We start from the raw sequence: 19,882 nt of genomic DNA, 5'->3' as shown, positions 1-19,882 counted from the left end.
AGAAAAGTCTTTTCCCCTCGGGAAAAGACTTTTTTAAACTGATTGTTTTCGCAGCTTACCGCCGGCAAGGAATAAAAGGATGGGGATGACAACAGCAGCCAATGATAAAACGGCTGCACTGGATAAGATCATTGCAGCACCTTTTGGGTTTCTTTTCATGATGAGAAAGCCAATCCAAACAATCAGACAGATGATAGCGATATACACTGTCGGAATGGTAAACAGCACTTGCAAGGCAGGCATTGTATCAGCTGCCATCTCCTCGACGGATGCAGCAGGATTTTCACCGGCAGCAAGTGTTCTTTGGTATTTGGGATCGTTTTCAAGAAAGTGTGTAACAGCTTGTTTCATTGTTTGGTTTTGGGGCAATGTGAGCGTGAATAAAAGACTGCCAATGAAAGTCAAAATCAATAAGGTTAAAGAAATCAGCGTTAAGATTCTTGGTATTTTCAATGGGTCACCTCCTTTTCCCAGTATAAGATTTTTTAGGAAACTGTGAAATGGGACTGAAGGCGTATCTGTCAATTTCTTGTCAAAAATCAAGGGGGTAGGTTTGACCGAAGTGTGGTATCATTAGCACGATTAATTGGAATCGAGGCGAAAAGATTTGTCGTGGGTATTTATTGTTTTATTGATTGTTGCAAGTTTGATCAAGGTTCTTGCTGCTTCGGCACCAAGTGGTGTTGTGGAAAAAGTAGGGAAGAGATTTCAATTGCATCCGACACTGTCTCATGATGTGACTGTAAAACAAGATGGAAAGGCACTGTCAGAGGATAAGCAGAGATCTCTGATTGATGAATTCAATCAAGCGAACTTCCTTGAAAAATATTATTATGCGCCAGAGCCACAAGGCACACCTTTTGAAATAGAAGTAAAGACTGATAGATATCTCATCTATCCTTATCCGGATCGGGTGGATGTCTTCAAATATACGAAAAAGAAAATGTTCTCCTACAGCCTTCGTTCGCAAACATTGCAAAGCCAAGCTGCACACTGATATAGTTTCCTTATAATAGGGAAATCAGGGGGCAGGAGAGTGAGCGGCATGAAGATGAAGAGCTTGGCAGGGGACATTCAACTGATCAGATCAGCTGCAGCGTTTTATCAAGAAGCTTGGCAATCGAGTTATGCTGATATTGCTCCGCGATTTGTTCGTCATAGCAAGTATCCCGGCTACGCTGGTCTTGTTCAACTGGATGACAATGGCCGTATGGTCGGATTGGTATATGGATATCAATCACGTCCCGGGCAATACTATCATGACTTACTGCGACCCGCATTGCAGGAGAGCAGTAAGGCAGAGTGGCTGGATGATTGCTTTGAAGTCGCTGAGTTAGTCGTGTCTGCAGCTGTGCGCGGATCAGGAGTTGGAACAGTGCTACTAGATCAGCTGCTTGCGGCTGCAACTAATAAAACGGCTGTCTTGACCACCCGCGAGAAGAATAGTGGAGCAATCCGTTTTTATGAACGAAATGGATGGGAACTGCTGAAAGACTCGTTTTATCCAAATGATAAAGCGTATCGTATATATGGAAAGAAACTGACATGAATGATGATTCACCTGATGGGTGGATCTTTTTCTTTCTGTTTCTTAACTTTTGCAATGTATCAGCCGATGCAAGTAATAGAAAAAGAAAGAGGGTGAGCCGATGTACCAGACAAATTTGAATGAAGCAGAGATATTTGCTGCGCTGCTCGATGAATTATACGATAATATCAAATCGGAACAAATTCGGATTGCGGAGAATATCCGAAGTGATTTAGCCAAACAAGAAGCAGCTGTTCGAGATGAGAAACTACTGGCAAGAAGTATGCTGTATGATGCTCGATTGGAGATGCTGAAAGACAACTTGGGTAAGGGAGAGCAACTGCTAGAGGGAGCCGCTGATGCATTCGAGCTCACCGGCGAAAATCTATATTATTACCACTTTTTCCGCGGGCTCTTGCTATATCGTCAAAACAGACTCAAAGAAGCAATAGTGGAATTTGAGCGTGCAGAAGCTTTTTTGTCAGAGCAGATCGATTATCGGGAAGTATCAGACTTCTACTATAAGTTGGCAAATACGTATTATTATAAGAAAATGACTGTATTCTCCGTATTGAATGCGGAAAAAGCTATTGAAGCAGCATTACAGTATAAGCAGGAATTACAGCTTGCCAAATGCCGTTTGCTTCAAGGATTGAATTATCTGGAGATGGCAGATTTCCAGAATGCAGAGGGGATGTTCCTTGCTGCTTTGGATCATGATGCAGCTGATTCTGAATTGCAGCTGCCCTTGTATATTCAGCACAATCTGGGGGTCCTCTATTTCAGGCAGAACAAGTTGGTAAAAGCGCTTGACCACTTTAAGAAATCCATGCAGTATAAGCACCCGGAGTATTATATGAAAAGCCTATATTATGTAACGGAATGCTGTTTTTTGCTAGGGAACAAATGCGATGCCAAAAAATACTTCGCAGAAGGTTTTGCATGGAGTAAAGAGCAGGATGACGATGCTTATAAGTGGATGTTTGCCATGCTGTACAAACAATATATGGATAAAGATAGCTTTGAAGGCGTTTGGCAGGAAGGCATAAAATATTTCCAATCTGTTCAAGATGAACAAAATGTCCGTTATTATTCCGACCGGTTAGCGAAATATTATCAAGAAAATCAGGATTATGAGAATGCATTGATGTATAGTCTTTTGACGCTGAAATAAAATACGGGCATCTAGGTGCCGGCAAGGAGATTGGTGACGCCAATCTCCTTTTTGTGTTCGGGATGGTTTTCATATCCACATAAAAAGACTGCCAGATCGGCAGCCTGTGATTAGCTGGTGTACGCTTCGATGCCTTGTGCAATGGAGTCAGCCACCTTATTTTGATAGTCGGAATCATTCAATAGCAGGGCATCGGCAGGATTTGAGATGAATCCTGTTTCAATGAGGACAGCGGGCATCGATGTATGACGCAGTACATAGAAATCACCACTGTGTGTGCCTCTATTTTCTCTTTTCGTATTGGAAACCATTGCGGTCTGGATGCTGGAAGCCAGCTGCTTACCACTGCTGCTTGAACCGTAATAATAAGATTCCAAGCCGTTCGCTGCTGCCGTCGAGGCGCTGTTGGCATGCACACTGACGAATAAATCCGCTCGCCAATCATTTGATAATGCCGCTCGTTCAGCTAAAGGGATGAATATGTCATCACTGCGCGTCATTTTCACTTCATAACCATTGGCCTGCAATCTGTTCTGCAGTTTCTCCGAGATAGTCAGGGCAACCAATTTTTCCATCGTATCATTACCGACAGCACCAGGATCTTTGCCACCATGCCCAGGGTCTATCACTATTCTCTGCACATGCTCGTTACTGGCTGGTTCAGTGGCAGCAGCTGCTTCAGTGTGTTGGATAGGAGTGACATAGTCCAAACTGACGTAACCTGTTTGTCCTTGGATGGTGATCTGTCCCCAGCCATCGTTCCTATCAATATATCGAAACTGGGTGCCTTTTGGGAATTTCCCGATGATGCTAGCATCGGTCGAAGGGATTGCTCTGATGTTCAAGTTGGCTGTCGTCTGTCCGGTATTGGAAGTGTTTGCGTTTGCTTGGATAGGAAAGATTAGTAGAATTGCAGAAAGTACGAATAGTAGTGTCAGGCCAAATGCAGTGCTGGTGCGCATAGTGATTCTCCTTTGCGATATAATAGAATCAGTATGGACAGCGTTTATGAGTTTTATAACCAAAGAGATGCAATTTACCAGATTACCAGGAAGGGGAGAAACAAATGAAGTCTGAAAGAGAGAAGATGGTGGCCGGGGAGCTTTACCGTCCATCTGATAAGGAACTGACGGACAGGCGCATGGAGATCAGGGAATTGATTCGGAAATATAATGATACGACAAGTTATGAACATGCAGAGCGCACCAATCTGCTGAAGCGAATAACAGGTTCGATGAAAGGTCCGGCTTATATCGAACCAACCTTCCGCTGCGATTACGGATACAATATTCATCTTGGGGAAAATTTCTACGCGAATTTTGATTGCGTTATGCTGGATATCTGTGAAATCCGCATAGGCGCTAATTGTATGCTTGCTCCCGGTGTGCATATCTACACTGCAACGCACCCGCTGCATCCAACAGTACGTAATTCTGGATATGAATTTGGAAAACCAGTGGCCATCGGTGACAATGTCTGGATTGGAGGACGTGCCATCATAAACCCGGGCGTCACAATCGGAGATAATGCAGTGATCGGTTCTGGTGCGGTTGTGACGAAGGACGTGCCGGCCAATGCGGTGGTTGGGGGCAACCCGGCTAAAGTCATCAAGCAGATCGAGTTGTAGCAGGCAATCTTGGCTGTCATACATATATCTAAAAAAGCACAGCGCCATGCTGTGCTTATTTTGGCTTTGCATATATGAGATAACGCTCTGTCGGCGAGCCTATACCGGTGAATGGATAACAAGTCATAAGGACCAGTGTTTCCTCATCACCTGGTGTGATGACATCGGTTTCGGACTCGTGGACGATTTCATGTGCGTACATGGTATAGGTGAAAGTTCCTTGCGGTGTCTCCATAATCAGCACATCGCCATTCTTCAATTCTCCTGCACGTCTGAAAGTAGAGTCATTATGTCCGGCAAGAAATACTTGATTTCCTTGTCCAGGCATACTGGAGCTGGATTCATGGCCAACACCTGACCTCATATCTTGCGGTTTTGTCCCTTCGGTAATGGAAACTTCCAAGTCTATGTCTGGTATCCGCAAGATGCCGACCAGGTCACCTTCAGCAGCAGGTGCTGCTTCTTTTTTACCGGAATGGTCACCTTCAGCAGCAGGTGTTGATTCTTTTGTGCCAGAATGGTCACCTTCAGCAGCAGATGCCGCTTCTTTTGTCCCTGAATGGTCATCATCAGCTGACGTTTTTAGCGCTACGGTGGTACTGCTGTCCTTTTTTTCCTCAGCTAACATCGCATGGGCTTCTTCCAAAAGCTCATCGCTCTGGGCTTTTGTCTGGTAAAACTGATAGCCAGTAAACACAAGAACGAAGACTCCGATCAATAACAGGGCATAACCTGTGAATTTCAGCATGCAGTACACCTCCTAGGAAGGTATAAGTGACTGTCTATCTTGATCAGTCAAATAGTATTGGGCATAAAGGTAATAAGCACTGATATTATGCTGCAAATCATCGATACGTACGCGGTACCCGTGCTGGCGGCTGAAAAAACTTCCTGCTATCAAGCTGGGGTTCTTCATATACATGGCTACCTCGGGATAGAAAAAGCCTATTCGCTGCTGATCTGCGCGTGCATGGATGGTATCCTCCAAAGATTGCAGATCGAATCCGCGTAAAAGATGATCTAACTGTATTTGCTGCATACGGTCAATTAATTTCCTGGCACATAGCAGGATCTGCAATTGAGTCGGAGAAGGAGCAGCATTTCCCTTCATATCAGTTAAACGCTTCTGGATACTCTTCAGTTTCATTGCAAAATAACGTTGATCAGGTATGATGCACGTCATCTCGTAGACAGCATAACTAAGCCAATGATTTGGTGCAGGTTGTGCTCGGCGATTGATAAAATGTTCAAAAGCAAGTTTGCTTTTCTCCAGCCATTTTGGATTGTTATCCAACTGGAAAAGCCGGAGTAAGCTATAAACAGCTTTCGCATCATAACCTGCCTGATGCTGCTTTGCTGTGATGTTCAAAAAACTGCCGCTCTTGTTTTGCAATGTCAGCAGCCCATTGGCCAATTCTTCAGCAGCCCGCAGGTACTGATCATCGCCAGTCAGAGATTGATAATTGGCTATGGCAATGATGGCTGCGGCGGTAGCTCCGAGGGAATAAAGCACATTTGTCTTTTCCCTTTCAATAAGCGCTGTACTTTCATTCTTTTTTACTTTGTATGTTAATAGATAATCCAAAGCGGTTTTCATTTTTTCTAGCAAAGCAGGATCATCTTGCTGCACTGTCCTTTTCCAGCGGTATCCATCTGCTAATGAGTGGATGGCGTCGGCGTGTCTGATCAGATTATATGAAGTTCTGGATCTGGAGCCAGCAGCATAGATTGCATAGTCGAATTTCCCGTTGGGCTGTACGCGGTCGCGCAGATGATTCGTCCCGCATTGTATCAGCGTGTCTATGTGGCGTTCGCGATGCCGGATGGGACGTATGCCATTGCGATGACTATGGTGCTCTAAACGGATAGTGGCCATTTGCTCTATGAGAACTGAAACTGTATCGAATAAGAAGACCGTTTGATCCTTATAGTCTGAAAGCTGGAAGGGGTGGAGGGGCCGATTCCAAACCCGCTTCAATAGATAGTCATTCACTGCTTTATCATTCCAGTGTTTTTGACCAGTGTTGTTTTCCTGTATAAACACATTTCCGTTGATTTCTTGTTCCAGGAAAGCATGATCAAAACTCTTATCGAAGCTGATGCCGTACTTGAAATAGTTATTTTTGCAGGAACTTACCGAATCCTGCAGGGAAGAAATGGCGATTGGTTTGACTTGACTGACAGTATCAATTTTAATCCAGGGGAAAATGATGGAGCGCTTTTTGCTGTGGACTTCTATTCGTCGAAGCAATTCAGATACAGCAGTATGGAAGTGATGATGAGCAGTGTAAACAACCTCAGCCTGATCACCAAGTGTACCAAGCGATGCAAAAAGGATATAGGTGTATGAAGTATGAGTACGTACAGAAGGGGAGATATGGTCTTTTAGAGTATGCAATTGTTTCTCTACTGAATCCAATTGAGACTGGATTTTTCTTGTTGTATAGGCATCTTTCTGCATGGCGCATCCTCCTTTTATGTATAGGAAGAGGAGCATATAAGCTCCTCTTCCACAATTCACATTATTGTTTTTTCTTTCTGAAACGAGATGCAATTAGTGAGGCAGCTCCGGCAAACAGCGCTCCTGCACTTACCAAGATGGATGTTAAGAAATTATTCGATGTCTGCGGCAGCTGGCTTCCGCCATAAGAATCGTTTGCAGATCCATTCGGCAAGGCGACAGCAGCATCATTCCTTGATCCATCACTACCGTTTGAAGCGGCTTCTTCATCATTATAGCCGACAATCGCTTTGATAGGCGTGCTTTCATTACCTTCAGGATCTTTACCGATGACTGAAATCTCATCACCAGTTTCCAGTCCAGGAACTGGTACGGACCAGTTGCCATTTTCATCGACAGGAACTTCAACCGTTTCGCCTCCAGGAAGTGTAATGATGATTGTACCTCCAGGTTGACCGCCTCCGGAGATTATATCTCCTCCTTCATCAATCGGATCCACAGTCGGAGGAGCAGGAGTATCAGACTCACCGTCTTCTACAGGAATCGTTACAGGATCGCTTTCATTGCCCTCAGGGTCAGTAATAACGACCACAACTTCCTCGCCAGGTTCTTGAGCTGGTATCTCAGTTTCCCAAGTACCATCGTCGCCTACTGGAGTTTCAATCGTATCGCCGCCCGGAAGCGTGATCACGACTGTGGAACCAGGTTCGCCGTCACCGGAGATGGTTTCATCATCTTCTGTGATCGGATCGACAGTCGGAGGAGCAGGAGTATCAGACTCACCGTCTTCCACTGGAACAATGACAGGGTCACTCACACCGTTCTCAGGATCAATGATTACGACGATAACTTCCTCGCCAGGTTCTTGCGCTGGTATGTCAGTTTCCCAAGTACCATCGTCGCCTACCGGAGTTTCAATCGTATCGCCGCCCGGAAGCGTGATCACGACTGTGGAACCAGGTTCGCCGTCACCGGAAATAGTATCGTCATCTTCTGTGATCGGGTCGACGATTGGTACATCAGGCGTTACGATGTCGCTATCTCCTACTGGCACAACTGCAGGATTACTAATGTTACCAGCCGAATCCCTTACGACAACGATGATTTGCTCACCAGGCTCTTGCGCCGGGATATCAGCTTCCCAATTTCCATCTTCATCGACAGGTGCGTCAATTACAGAACTGTCAGGCAGCGTGATGACGACAGTTGCATTAGGTTCAGCCTCACCGGAAAGGGTTGTGTCTGCGTCTGTCACTGAATCCACAACTGGAATATCAGGAGCCAAGGTGTCGCTATTATCCACTGGAACGATCACCGGACTGCCAATGTTACCGGCAGGATCTGTTACGACAACAGTAATTACTTCACCAGACTCTTGCGCCGGGATATCAGCTTCCCAGTTGCCGTCCTCATCGACAGGTGCTTCAACAGTTGAACCATCAGGCAATGTGATGACAACAGTAGCGTCAGGCTCAGCCTCGCCGGAAAGAGTCGTATCAGCATCTGTAATTGGATCGACTACCGGAGCAGCAGGTGCTTCAGTGTCACTGTCAGCTACCGAAACGATTCCTGGAGCACTTACGTTACCAGCTGCATCGATGACGACAACCGTGATGTCATTACCAGGCTCTTGCGCTGGAATGTCCGCTTGCCAATTACCGTTTTCACCGACAGAAGCTTCAACAGTTGAACCGTCTGGGAGTGTGATGACAACAGTTGCATTAGGTTCAGCCTCACCGGAAAGCGTCGTATCTTCATCCGTCACTGGATTTACAGTTGGAACATCAGGAGCATCGGTATCGCTGTTTTCCACTGGAATAATTACAGGGTCACTGATGTTACCAGCTGGATCTGTTACAACAACTGTGATTACCTCACCAGGCTCTTGCGCTGGAATATCCGCTTGCCAGTTACCATCTTCATCAACAGAAGCGTCAACTGTTGAACCGTCAGGCAATGTGATGACAACAGTAGCATCAGGCTCAGCCTCCCCGGAAAGAGTTGTATCTTCATCTGTAATTGGATTTACAGTCGGAACATCAGGAGCACCGGTGTCGCTGTTATCTACTGGGATGATGACTGGGTTGCTTACATTACCAGCTGGATCGGTTACAACAACAGTGATGTCATCACCAGGCTCTTGCGCTGGAATATCTGTTTGCCAGTTACCATCAGCATCAACTGGAGCTTCAACGGTTGATCCATCAGGCAATGTGATGACAACAGTAGCATCAGGCTCAGCCTCGCCGGAAAGACTCGTATCATCGTTCGAAACTGGATTTACAGTCGGAACATCAGGAGCATCGGTGTCGCTGTTTTGTACTGGGACAATGACCGGGTTGCTTACATTACCGTCTGGATCGATTACGACAATGGCAATCTCCTCGCCAGGCTCTTGCGCTGGAACATCTGCTTGCCAGTTACCATCCGCATCAACGGGAGTTTCAATAGTTGAACCACCCGGCAGTGTGATGACAACAGAAGCACCAGGCTCTGCCTCACCGGAAAGAGTCGTATCCTCGTCCGAAACTGGATTTACAATCGGAACATCAGGAGCATCTGTGTCACTGTTTTCAACCGGAACGATTGTTGAATCACTGATGTTACCAGCTGGATCAGTTACAACTACGATAATCTCAGTCCCAGGCTCTTGAGCCGGGATATCCGCTTGCCAGTTACCGTCAGCATCAACAGGAGCTTGAACAGCAGAACCGTCTGGCAGTGTAATGACGACAGTGGCATCGGGTTCGGCCTCGCCGGAAAGTGTAGTATCAGCATCATTCACAGGGTTAACGGCTGGAGCGTCAGGAGCTTCCGTATCGCTATTTTCAACCGTGATGATAGCTGGAGTACTAGTGTTGCCAGCTTGGTCAGTCACGACAACGTTTATCGTACTGCCAGGCTCTTGAGCTGGGATATCCGCTTGCCAGTTACCGTCAGCATCAACAGGAACTTGAACAGCAGAACCGTCAGGCAGTGTGATGACGACTGTAGCATTAGGTTCGGCCTCGCCGGAAAGAGTCGTATCTACATCGGTCACAGGGTTCACGACTGGTGTGCCAGGAGCTTCCATATCGCTGTTTTCAACCGGAATAACCGCAGGATCACTGATGTTACCAGCTGGATCGGTTACGACTACGATGATCTCGGTTCCAGGCTCTTGAGCTGGAATATCTGCTTGCCAATTGCCATCCTCATCAACCGGGACATCGACCGTTGACCCATCAGGCAGTGTGACAACGACAGTGGCGTCAGGTTCTGCTTCACCGGAAAGTGTTGTATCTGCATCAGTCACAGGGTCCACAGCTGGAGCAACAGGAGCTTCGGTATCACTATTTTCAACGGAAACGACCGTTGGGGCACTAACATTGCCAGCTGTATCCGTTACAACAACGGTGATTAAGCTGCCAGGCTCTTGCGCCGGGATATCCGCTTGCCAGCTGCCATTATCGTCAACAGAAGCTTGAACAGCAGTACCGTCAGGCAATGTGACAACGACAGTGGCATTTGGTTCTGCTTCACCGGAAAGCGTTGTATCCGCATCCGTCACCGGGTTCACAACTGGTGTGTCAGGAGCTTCGGTATCACTATTCCCAACGGGAACGACCGTTGGATCACTAACATTGCCAGCTGCATCGGTTACAGAAACAAGAATCTCAGTTCCAGGCTCTTGGGCTGGAATAGTCGCTTGCCAGTTGCCATCTTCGTCAACAGAAGCTTGAACGGCAGTAGCGTCCGGGAGTGTAATGACGACAGTGGCATTAGGTTCTGCCTCACCGGAAAGAGTTGTATCCGCATCCGTGACAGGATCCACAATGGCTGCTTCCGGAGCTTCTGTATCACTATTTTCAACGGAAACGACAGTAGGGTCACTGACATTACCAGCTGCATCTGTTACAACAACGTTGATTGTGCTGCCAGGTGCTTGAGCCGGAATATCCGCTTGCCAGCTGCCATTATCGTCAACAGAAGCTTGAACACTAGAACCGTCAGGCAGTGTGACGACAACTATTGCATTTGGCTCTGCCTCACCGGAAAGCGTCGTATCCGCATCAGTCACAGGATCCACAATGGCTGCTACTGGAGCATCCGTGTCACTATTTTCAACGGAAATGACTGTTGGATCACTGATGTTACCGGCTGCATCCGTTACAACAACGTTGATCGTGCTGCCAGGTGTTTGAGCTGGAATAGTCGCTTGCCAGTTACCGTCTTCATCCACAAAAGCTTGAACGTTAGAACCGTCAGGCAATGTGATGACAACAGTGGCACTTGGCTCCGCTTCTCCGGAAAGCGTCGTATCTGCATCATTCACAGTATCCACGACCGGAGCATCAGGAGCTGTATTGTCGCTATTCTCAACTGGAATGACTACAGGATTGCTGCTATTACCAGCAGGATCTGTTACTACGACTGTAATTTCGTCTCCAGGCGCTTGAGCTGGAATAGTTGCTTGCCAGTTGCCATTTTCATCAACAGGAGCTTGAACAGCAGTACCGTCAGGCAACGTGACGATGACGGTTGCATTCGGTTCAGCTTCTCCGGAAAGCGTCGTGTCTGCATCATTCACAGTATCTACGACCGGAGCATCAGGAGCTGTGTTGTCGCTATTCTCAACTGGAATGACTACAGGATTGCTGCTGTTGCCAGCAGGATCAGTCACGACAACAGTGATTTCATCACCAGTTTCTTGAGCCGGGATAGCCGCTTGCCAGTTGCCATCTTCATCAACAGGAGCTTGAACTGCAGTACCGTCAGGCATTGTGATGACGACTGTTGCATTTGGTTCAGCCTCGCCGGAAAGTGTTGTATCCGCATCCGTTACTGGATTCACAATGGCTGCTTCCGGAGCATCTGTATCACTATTTTCAACCGGAATGACTGCAGGATTGCTGATGTTACCAGCAGGATCAGTCACGACAACAGTGATTTCATCACCAGGATCTTGAGCCGGGATGGTCGCTTGCCAGTTTCCGTTTTCATCAACAGGAGCATCAACCGTTGAACCATCAGGCAATGTGATGACGACTGTTGCATTTGGTTCCGCTTCGCCGGAAAGTGCCGTATCTGCATCGGTCACAGGGTTCACAGAAGGAAGTTCCGGCTGGATGTTATCGGCAACACTGACAACTTGTGCTTCGCTTTGATTGCCAGCTGCATCTACAGATACGATGCTAAGTTCTTGGCCTGCTTCTTGAAGCGGGATTGCAATCGACCAATTCCCATTTTCATCGGTAACAGTTTCAAGCTGTGTGCCATCCGGCAATGTCACTACTACTGTTGTTTCAGGTTCTGCAATTCCCGATAGTGCAGTGTCAGTATTGGAAACGGGCAAAGCGATAGGTGTTGCTGGCGCTTCCGTATCCGTTTCATCGGCAACTGTGATAACGGTAGGCTCACTGCTATTGCCATTTTCATCGGTTTCAATGATGCTTATTTCACTGCCCGCTGGTTGAGGCGGGATTTCAGCCGACCATTGACCTTGATCATCAGCTCTTGTTTCAATCACTGTACCATCTGCAAAGTAAAGTGAAATGTAAGAGTTAATACCTGCAATACCGAAAATGAAGTTGTCATTGTCTGAAACAGCTCCTACTGTCGGAGGAGCTGGGTTTTCAAGCGCACCAGCCTCCACTGTAACTGATCCAGGGTCACTGATGTTGCGAGCTTCATCAACAGCAACAACGGAGACAGTATCACCGGTATTTAAATTCGGGATGGAAACGGACCAGTTGCCTTGCTCATCTGCTGTCGTGTTTATCGTGGACCCATCAGGCAGTGTCACGATGACATCCGCATTGGCTTCTGCCGTACCGCTAAGCGTTGTATCGTCACTAGCTACAGGATTCACTTCAGGTGCACCTGGAGCAGTGGTGTCGGCATTTGTTACGGTCACCGTATTAGCGCCGCTGATGTTGCCTGCCTCGTCAATTGCTGTTGCTGAAAGTACAGCACCAGGATTTTGAGCTGGAATGTCAACGATCCAGTTACCTTGCTCATCTGCTGTTGTTCTGATAGTTGAACCATCAGGAAGTGTCACGATGATATTTGCATCAGCTTCCGCTGTACCCGAGAGTGACGTGTCGTCACTGTCTGCCGGATTGACCTCTGGAGCATCTGGTGCCGTTGTGTCAGCGTTCGTTACAGTGATTTCATTAGCATCACTGACATTGCGTGCTGCATCGACTGCTACCACAGATAGGGCAGCGCCTGGATCTTGAGCCGGAACATCAACTGACCAATTGCCATCAGCATCAGCTGTCGTCCGGACGGATGTACCATCCGGCAAGGTGACAATGATGTTGGCATCTGGTTCTGCTGTACCGGAAAGTACCGTATCATCACTGTCAGCCGGATTGATTTCCGGAGCATCTGGAGCCGTGGTATCTGCATTCGTGATAGTGATTGTATTGGAATTGCTCACGTTCTGAGCATCATCGACTGCCACCGCGGATAACACCACGCCAGGATCTTGAACTGGAATGTCGACTGTCCAGTTACCATCCGCGTCTGCTGTTGTATTTAAAGTCGTGCCATCTGGAAGCGTCACGATGACATTTGCATTTGCCTCAGCTGTACCGGAAAGTACCGTATCGTCGCTGTCAGCCGGGTTGATTTCTGGAGCATCCGGAGCAGTCGTATCAGCGTTTGTTACGGTGATTGCACTAGAAGCACTCACATTCTGAGCATCATCGACTGCTGCAACAGATAGTACTGCGCCAGGATTTTGAGCCGGTATATCAACTGTCCATCTGCCATCCGCATCTGCTGTTGTATTTAAAGTCGATCCATCTGGCAGTGTGATGATGACATTTGCATTTGCCTCAGCCGTACCGGAAAGTACTGTGTCATCACTGTCAGCTGGATTGACTTCCGGAGCATCTGGTGCTGTTGTGTCAGCGTTCGTTATAGTGATTGTATTAGCGCCACTAACATTGCGGGCTTCATCGACTGCTACAACAGCTAATACTGCTCCAGGATTTTGAACTGGAATATCGACAGTCCAATTACCATCCGCATCCGCAGTTGTTTGGACGGAAGTGCCATCAGGCAAGGTGACAATGATGTCGGCATTCGCTTCAGCTGAGCCTGAAAGAGCAGTGTCATCACTATCTGCAGGATTGATTTCCGGAGCATCCGGAGCAGTCGTATCCGCATTCGTGACAGTGACAGTATTGGAATCACTCACATTTTGCGCATCATCGACAGCCGCGACAGACAATACCGTACCAGGATCTTGAACTGGAATATCGATTGTCCAATTACCATCGGCATCCGCTGTTGTGTTCAAAGTAGATCCATCCGGAAGAGTCACGATGATGGTGGCATTCGCCTCAGCAGTACCGGAAAGTACTGTATCATCGCTGTCAGCCGGATTGATTTCCGGCGCGTCTGGAGCAGTCGTGTCAGCGTTCGTTACGGTGACATTGCTGGAATCACTCACATTTTGCGCATCATCAACCGCCACAACAGAAAGTACTGCGCCAGGATTTTGAGCTGGAATATCGACTGTCCAGCTGCCATCGGCATCCGCAGTTGTGCGGATAGATGTTCCATCCGGAAGAGTCACAATGATATTTGCATTAGGTTCGGCAGTACCGGAAAGTGCTGTATCGTCGCTATCTGCTGGGTTGATTTCCGGAGCGTCCGGAGCAGTCGTATCAGCGTTTGTGACGGTGGCATTACTTGAATCGCTCACATTTTGCGCATCATCAACCGCCACAACGGAAAGTATCGCGCCAGGATTTTGAGCTGGAATATCGACTGTCCAGTTCCCATCCGCATCGGCTGTTGTGTTAAGTGTTGATCCGTCAGGCAGCGTGATGACGATATTTGCATTCGCTTCTGCTGTGCCAGAAAGTGTCGTGTCATCGCTGTCAGCCGGATTGATTTCTGGAGCATCCGGTGCAGTCGTGTCAGCGTTTGTTACGCTGACTGTATTTCTTTCACTGACATTACGCGCTGCATCAATTGCTGCAACTGAAAGTATGGCGCCGGGATCTTGGACTGGGATATCGGCTGTCCAATTGCCTTCTGCATCCGCTGTCGTACTGATAGTGGTTCCATCTGGCAGCGTGATGATAATATCGGCATTTGCCTCTGCGGTACCGGAGAGTATTGTGTCCTCACTATCTACCGGATTGATCTCCGGAGCATCTGGAGCAGTGGTGTCAGCGTTGGTCACATTGATCGTGCTGGCATCGCTGATGTTGCGTGCTTCATCCACTGCCACAACAGAAAGTGCTGCGCCAGGGTTCTGAGCAGGAATATCGACTGACCAGTTACCATCCGCATCAGCTGTTCCATTAAGAATCGTTCCATCCGGCAGTGTGACGATAATGTCGGCGTTGACTTCAGCTGTGCCGGAAAGCGCCGTATCGTCACTGTCTGCAGGATTGATCTCTGGAGCATCTGGAGCAGTGGTGTCAGCATTTGTTACGTTGACCGTGCTGGCATCACTGATGTTGCGTGCTTCATCAACCGCCACGACAGACAATATAGCACCAGGGTTCTGAGCCGGGATATCGACAGTCCAGCTGCCATCACTATCTGCTGTTGTAGTTAGAGTTGAGCCATCTGGCAGAGTGATTACCACATCAGCATTCGCTTCTGCTGTACCGGATAGAGTTGTATCACCACTGTCAATTGGATTGATCTCTGGAGCATCTGGAGCAGTAGTATCTGCGTTTGTAACATTGATCGTGCTGGCACTGCTGATATTGCTTGCATCATCAACTGCTACGACTGAAAGTACAGCGTCAGGATTTTGGGCAGGGATATCGACAGTCCAGTTGCCATCAGCATCCGCTGTTGCAGTGAGCGTTGAGCCATCCGGCAGGGTGACAATCACATCAGCGTTCGCTTCTGCTGTACCGGATAAAGTTGTATCATCACTGTCGACAGGATTGATTTCCGGAGCATCTGGAGCAGTCGTGTCAGCGTTCGTTATAGTGACAGTGCTTGCAGAGCTTGTGTTGCGTGCATCATCAACTGCTACTGCTGAAAGTACAGCGCCAGGATCTTGGACCGGAATATCCACTGTCCAGTTGCCATCGCTATCCGCTGTTATAGTAAGCGTTGAGCCATCAGGCAGAGTGATTACCACGTTAGCGTTCGCTTCTGCCGAGCCGGAAAGCGTCGTATCATCACTGTCTGCAGGATTGATTTCCGGAGCATCTGGAGCAGTGACATCAGCGTTTGTAACATTTACTGTACCAGCATCGCTGATATTGCGTGCTTCGTCTACGGCCACAGCCGAAAGTACAGCACCTGGATCCTGAGTCGGGATATCGACTGACCAATTGCCATCAGCATCCGCTGTTGTACTGACAGTAGACCCGTCCGAAAGCGTCACGATGATGTCAGTGTTGGCTTCTGCCGTACCGGAAAGTGCTGTAGCATCACTATCGACAGGATTGATTTCCGGAGCATCCGGTGCAGTGACATCAGCATTTGTAACATTGACCGTGCCAGCACCGCTTATATTACGTGCGTCATCGACAGCAACAACCGAAAGTACAGCACCTGGGTTTTGGGCCGGAATGTCGACTGACCAATTACCATCGTTATCTGCTCTTGTAGTTAAAGTCGAACCATCCGGAAGTGTCACGATGATGTCAGCATTAGCTTCTGCCGTACCAGATAGTGCTGTATCATCACTATCGACAGGATTGATTTCCGGGACATCGGGAGCAGTAGTATCAGCGTTCGTTACATTGATTGTGTTGGATGGACTGATATTGCGCGCTTCATCGACCGCTACGACGGAAAGGATAGCGCCAGGATCCTGTGCAGGGATGTCAACTGACCAGTTGCCATCTGCATCTGCTGTCGTTCTGACAGCAGTACCATCCGGAAGTGTGACGATGATATCTGCGTTTGCTTCAGCTGTACCTGAGAAAGTCGTATCATCGCTGTCCACAGGATCGGCTGTCGGAGCATCTGGAGCAGTGGTATCGGCGTTTGTAACAGTTACTGTTCCGGCGCCGCTTTGGTTTCCAGCTTCATCAATGGCGATTGCTGAAATCTCACCACCGGGCTCTTGAGCAGGAATGTCCGTCGTCCAGTTACCATCTGCATCTGCTGTTGCATTGACTGTGGAACCATCCGGTAAAGAAATGACAAGAGCAGCGTTTGGTTCTGCTGTCCCAGAAAGGGAAGTGTCATTGCTGTTAACGGGATCGATTTCCGGTGCTGGAGGCGGAGTGGAATCATAATTGATGACTACAACTGTACTTGCATTGCTTCGGTTGCCTGCATCATCAATTGCCACTACGGAAATTTCACTGCCAGGTTCTTGAGGCGGAATTTCGACCGTCCAGTTACCATCAGCATCTGTTCTTGTTTCTACCTTTGTGCCATCGGAGAACGTCAATTCGATATCGGAATTCGGTTCCGCTGTGCCGGAAATGGATGTATCGTCGCTATCGACAGGGTCAACTTCCGGAGCGACCGGTGCTTCCGTATCTGCGTTCGTCACTGTGACAGATCCAGCATCACTTTCATTGCCAGCTTCATCTGTAGCTGTAACAGAAATCACACTGCCAGTTTCTTGTGCAGGAATATCAACCGTCCAATTGCCATCCGCATCAGCAGTTGTTTCAACTTCTGATCCGTCCGGAAGTAAGACGGTAATGGTGGCATTTGCCTCTGCCGTACCAGAAAGGGAAGTGTCATCATTATTAACATCATTCACTTCAGGAACTGCCGGAGCTTCTGTATCAGCATTGCTTACTTCAATGCTGCTTGCGTCACTTTCATTACCAGCATCATCGATAGCGATAGCAGTGATTTCGCTTCCGGGGTCTTGGGCAGCAATATCAACTGTCCAGTTACCGCCAGCATCAGCAGTCGTTTCTGCAGTTGTTCCATCAGGAAGTGTAATGATAATGTCAGCATTAGGTTCTGCAGTACCAGAAAGGGAAGTATCATCGCTATCTACTGGATTGATTCCCGGAGCGGCCGGTGCTTCGACATCGGAATCTGCATCCGTTACGGTGATAGAACCAGCGTCACTTTCGTTGCCAGCTTCATCGACAGCAATAGCAGAAATCTCACTATCGGCAGCTTGAGTCGGAATATCGACAGTCCAGTTTCCATCCGCATCAGCCGTCGTTTCGGCGGTGGTCCCATCAGGAAGCGTAACGACAATTTCAGCGTTTGCTTCGGCTGTGCCGGAAAGGGAAGTATCGTCGCTATCCACCGGATTGATCTCAGGAGCAGCAGGAGCGTCAGAATCTGCGTCTGTAACGGTGACAGTACCACTTTCACTTTCGTTCCCGGCTTCATCGACTGCAACAGCAGCGATTTCGCTATTTGCAGCTTGAGCAGGGATATCGACAGTCCAGTTGCCATCGCTATCTGCGGTTGTTTCGGCTGTGTTCCCGTCTGGCAGTGTGACAATAATGTCTGCATTCGCTTCGGCTGTACCGGATAAAGTCGTGTCTTCATCTGTGACAGGAGCGATGACAGGGGCCTCTGGTGGCTCTGTATCAGCACCGCCGCCTGCATTTGTCACGGTAACTGTGCCAGGAGAGCTTTGGTTACCAGCAGCATCTGTAGCTGTGACAGATATATCGCTGTCCGGATCTTGGGTAGGGATTTCTGCTGTCCAGTTGCCATTTTCATCTGCTTCTGTTTCGATAACCGTTCCATCCCCAAGCGTGATAGTGATAGCAGCTCCAGCTTCAGCTGTGCCGGTTAAGGTCGTATCGTCACTGTCGACCGGCGAGATTTCAGGAGCGGCAGGTGCTTCTGTATCTCCGTTTGTGACCGTTACACTGGAAGTTTCGCTATCATTTCCAGCCTCATCTGTCGCTACTGCAGTGATGGTTGAATCTGCAGCTTGAGCTGGTATTTCAGCGGACCAGTTGCCAGCTTCATCGGTTACTGCTTCAACGGTGGAGCCATCTCCAAGTGTCAAGGTGATGGATGTTCCAGCCTCGGCAGTACCGGAAATGGTAGTATCATTACTATTGACTGGATCAATCACCGGAGCAGCCGGAGGCTCGGTATCTGAATTTGTGACAGTAACAGTTCCGGCAGAGCTTCGGTTGCCAGCTGCATCAGTCGCTGTAGCAGAAATGGTTCCGCCGGAGCGCTGAGCTGGTATGGTGGCAGACCAGTTGCCATTTGCATCCGTTGTCGCAGTGGCTGTAGAGCCATCCGGCAATGAGATATTGATGCGGCTGTTTGCCTCTGCTGTGCCGGAGAGGGTAGTATCATCGCTGTCAATACTGTTAAGTACTGGTGCACTCGGCGGTTGTGTGTCCGAAACGCCTGTCGTGATAGAAGCTGAGCCGCCTCTGCTGTTGAGCAAATCAACATTTGCAAGCAGTGTATCTGTAGCAACAGCGCGGAAATCCAATCTGCCATCTGGCGCTGTTGGCAATTCTGTAATTCCCAAGTTTGCTAGATTGATGCGTGCTGTAAACGTAGTAGGGCTTGAAACAGCGATGCCCAATGTATGCTGGATATTGGTACCAAATGAATTAGTGGCTGTGTTAAAAGTCAAACGGCTGCCGCTGACAGTTCCGGTATTATTCAGGGCAATACCGCCTATACCTGCATACGGTATGGAGTAGCTAATGGATGTTTGGCTGCGTATATTAGGGTTTTGCAGAAGACTAGAAAGTTCTTCTGGTAGTTGGAAATTGGGAGAGTAGTTGTTTAATACACCAACGTTAGCCAGCTGATTCCCTCGGAGAGTGAGAGTCAAAACTCCGCCTGAGTAGCTCGCTCTAAGTGATTGGTTTCCAAGAACTGCGATATCCGCGGCTTCTGCCGTATATTTGCTCAGGGTCTTTTGTTCCGAATCGTAAACGTATGGTGTTACGACAATTGCTGCCGCTGCGATCAGGGCGGAGGAGCGCTTTGCCATGCGCATTTTGTTTTTACGCTGCATATTTTTCTTATGATCATAATCTTTTCGTTTGCTCATCCTTTAACCTCTTTTCATAAGGGATTAATTCCACGCGTGAAAGACTGCAGACAATGATTTTTTACACCAGCACTCTTTGTGCCATGACCCTCCTTGTTATGTAATAAGGACGCAGATTTTGTAACAAAGTGTTACTTTTCTGTAACATTAGT

9 protein-coding genes are annotated in these 19,882 nt (G+C 48.0%); 4 read left to right on the top strand and 5 right to left on the bottom strand.

The window, feature by feature from the left end; genetic code table 11:
• Positions 1-33: 33 nt before the first annotated feature.
• A complete protein-coding gene (locus SFC66_RS03700; protein ID WP_411217354.1) occupies positions 34-453 on the bottom strand; it encodes a DUF4064 domain-containing protein in 420 nt (139 codons plus the stop codon).
• A gap of 154 nt (positions 454-607) precedes the next feature.
• Between SFC66_RS03700 and SFC66_RS03695 the strand changes: the two genes are divergently transcribed.
• The 3 genes from SFC66_RS03695 to SFC66_RS03685 all read left to right on the top strand — a co-directional run bounded on the left by SFC66_RS03695 (position 608) and on the right by SFC66_RS03685 (position 2,702).
• Positions 608-997 (top strand): YfmQ family protein, encoded by a 390-nt coding sequence (locus SFC66_RS03695; RefSeq protein ID WP_411217353.1) that lies wholly within the window; start codon positions 608-610, stop codon positions 995-997.
• A 48-nt stretch (positions 998-1,045) separates the two neighbouring features.
• Positions 1,046-1,549, top strand: coding sequence for a GNAT family N-acetyltransferase (locus SFC66_RS03690; RefSeq protein ID WP_411217742.1), 504 nt, complete (start codon positions 1,046-1,048; stop codon positions 1,547-1,549).
• Between the two features lie 100 nt (positions 1,550-1,649).
• The gene (locus SFC66_RS03685; RefSeq protein ID WP_411217352.1) at positions 1,650-2,702 is read left to right on the top strand and encodes a tetratricopeptide repeat protein; all 1,053 of its coding nucleotides are present in this window, start codon (positions 1,650-1,652) and stop codon (positions 2,700-2,702) included.
• A 110-nt stretch (positions 2,703-2,812) separates the two neighbouring features.
• Here the strand turns inward: SFC66_RS03685 and SFC66_RS03680 are convergent, their stop codons facing one another.
• Positions 2,813-3,664, bottom strand: a complete 852-nt coding sequence (locus SFC66_RS03680) for an N-acetylmuramoyl-L-alanine amidase (RefSeq protein ID WP_411217351.1) — start codon at positions 3,662-3,664, stop codon at positions 2,813-2,815.
• 104 nt (positions 3,665-3,768) lie between these two features.
• Between SFC66_RS03680 and maa the strand changes: the two genes are divergently transcribed.
• Positions 3,769-4,329 carry a maltose O-acetyltransferase gene (gene maa / locus SFC66_RS03675; RefSeq protein WP_411217350.1) on the top strand — a complete coding sequence of 187 codons (561 nt, stop codon included), beginning with the start codon at positions 3,769-3,771 and terminating at the stop codon, positions 4,327-4,329.
• 55 nt (positions 4,330-4,384) lie between these two features.
• Here the strand turns inward: maa and SFC66_RS03670 are convergent, their stop codons facing one another.
• The 3 genes from SFC66_RS03670 to SFC66_RS03660 all read right to left on the bottom strand — a co-directional run bounded on the left by SFC66_RS03670 (position 4,385) and on the right by SFC66_RS03660 (position 19,730).
• On the bottom strand, positions 4,385-5,077 hold the full coding sequence (locus SFC66_RS03670) for a class D sortase (RefSeq protein WP_411217349.1): 693 nt from the start codon (positions 5,075-5,077) through the stop codon (positions 4,385-4,387).
• Positions 5,078-5,089: 12 nt separating this feature from the next.
• On the bottom strand, positions 5,090-6,790 hold the full coding sequence (locus SFC66_RS03665; protein WP_411217348.1) for a hypothetical protein: 1,701 nt from the start codon (positions 6,788-6,790) through the stop codon (positions 5,090-5,092).
• A gap of 61 nt (positions 6,791-6,851) precedes the next feature.
• Positions 6,852-19,730, bottom strand: a complete 12,879-nt coding sequence (locus SFC66_RS03660; RefSeq protein WP_411217347.1) for an Ig-like domain-containing protein — start codon at positions 19,728-19,730, stop codon at positions 6,852-6,854.
• Positions 19,731-19,882 lie beyond the last annotated feature (152 nt).

The organism is Terribacillus saccharophilus (assembly GCF_046592895.1).
Classification (GTDB): Bacteria; Bacillota; Bacilli; order Bacillales; family Amphibacillaceae; genus Terribacillus; species Terribacillus saccharophilus_D.
The sequence above is the reverse complement of the archived record's forward strand: the minus strand, read 5'-3'. Positions and strand labels throughout refer to the sequence as shown.

Excerpts from the sequence above, each read along its gene's own strand:
- SFC66_RS03680 (WP_411217351.1), bottom strand. The coding sequence starts at position 3,664 with ATGCGCACCAGCACTGCATTTGGCCTGACACTACTATTCGTACTTTCT.
- maa (WP_411217350.1), top strand. The coding sequence starts at position 3,769 with ATGAAGTCTGAAAGAGAGAAGATGGTGGCCGGGGAGCTTTACCGTCCA.
- SFC66_RS03670 (WP_411217349.1), bottom strand. The coding sequence starts at position 5,077 with ATGCTGAAATTCACAGGTTATGCCCTGTTATTGATCGGAGTCTTCGTT.
- SFC66_RS03660 (WP_411217347.1), bottom strand. The coding sequence starts at position 19,730 with ATGAGCAAACGAAAAGATTATGATCATAAGAAAAATATGCAGCGTAAA.
- SFC66_RS03690 (WP_411217742.1), top strand. The coding sequence starts at position 1,046 with ATGAAGATGAAGAGCTTGGCAGGGGACATTCAACTGATCAGATCAGCT.
- SFC66_RS03665 (WP_411217348.1), bottom strand. The coding sequence starts at position 6,790 with ATGCAGAAAGATGCCTATACAACAAGAAAAATCCAGTCTCAATTGGAT.
- SFC66_RS03685 (WP_411217352.1), top strand. The coding sequence starts at position 1,650 with ATGTACCAGACAAATTTGAATGAAGCAGAGATATTTGCTGCGCTGCTC.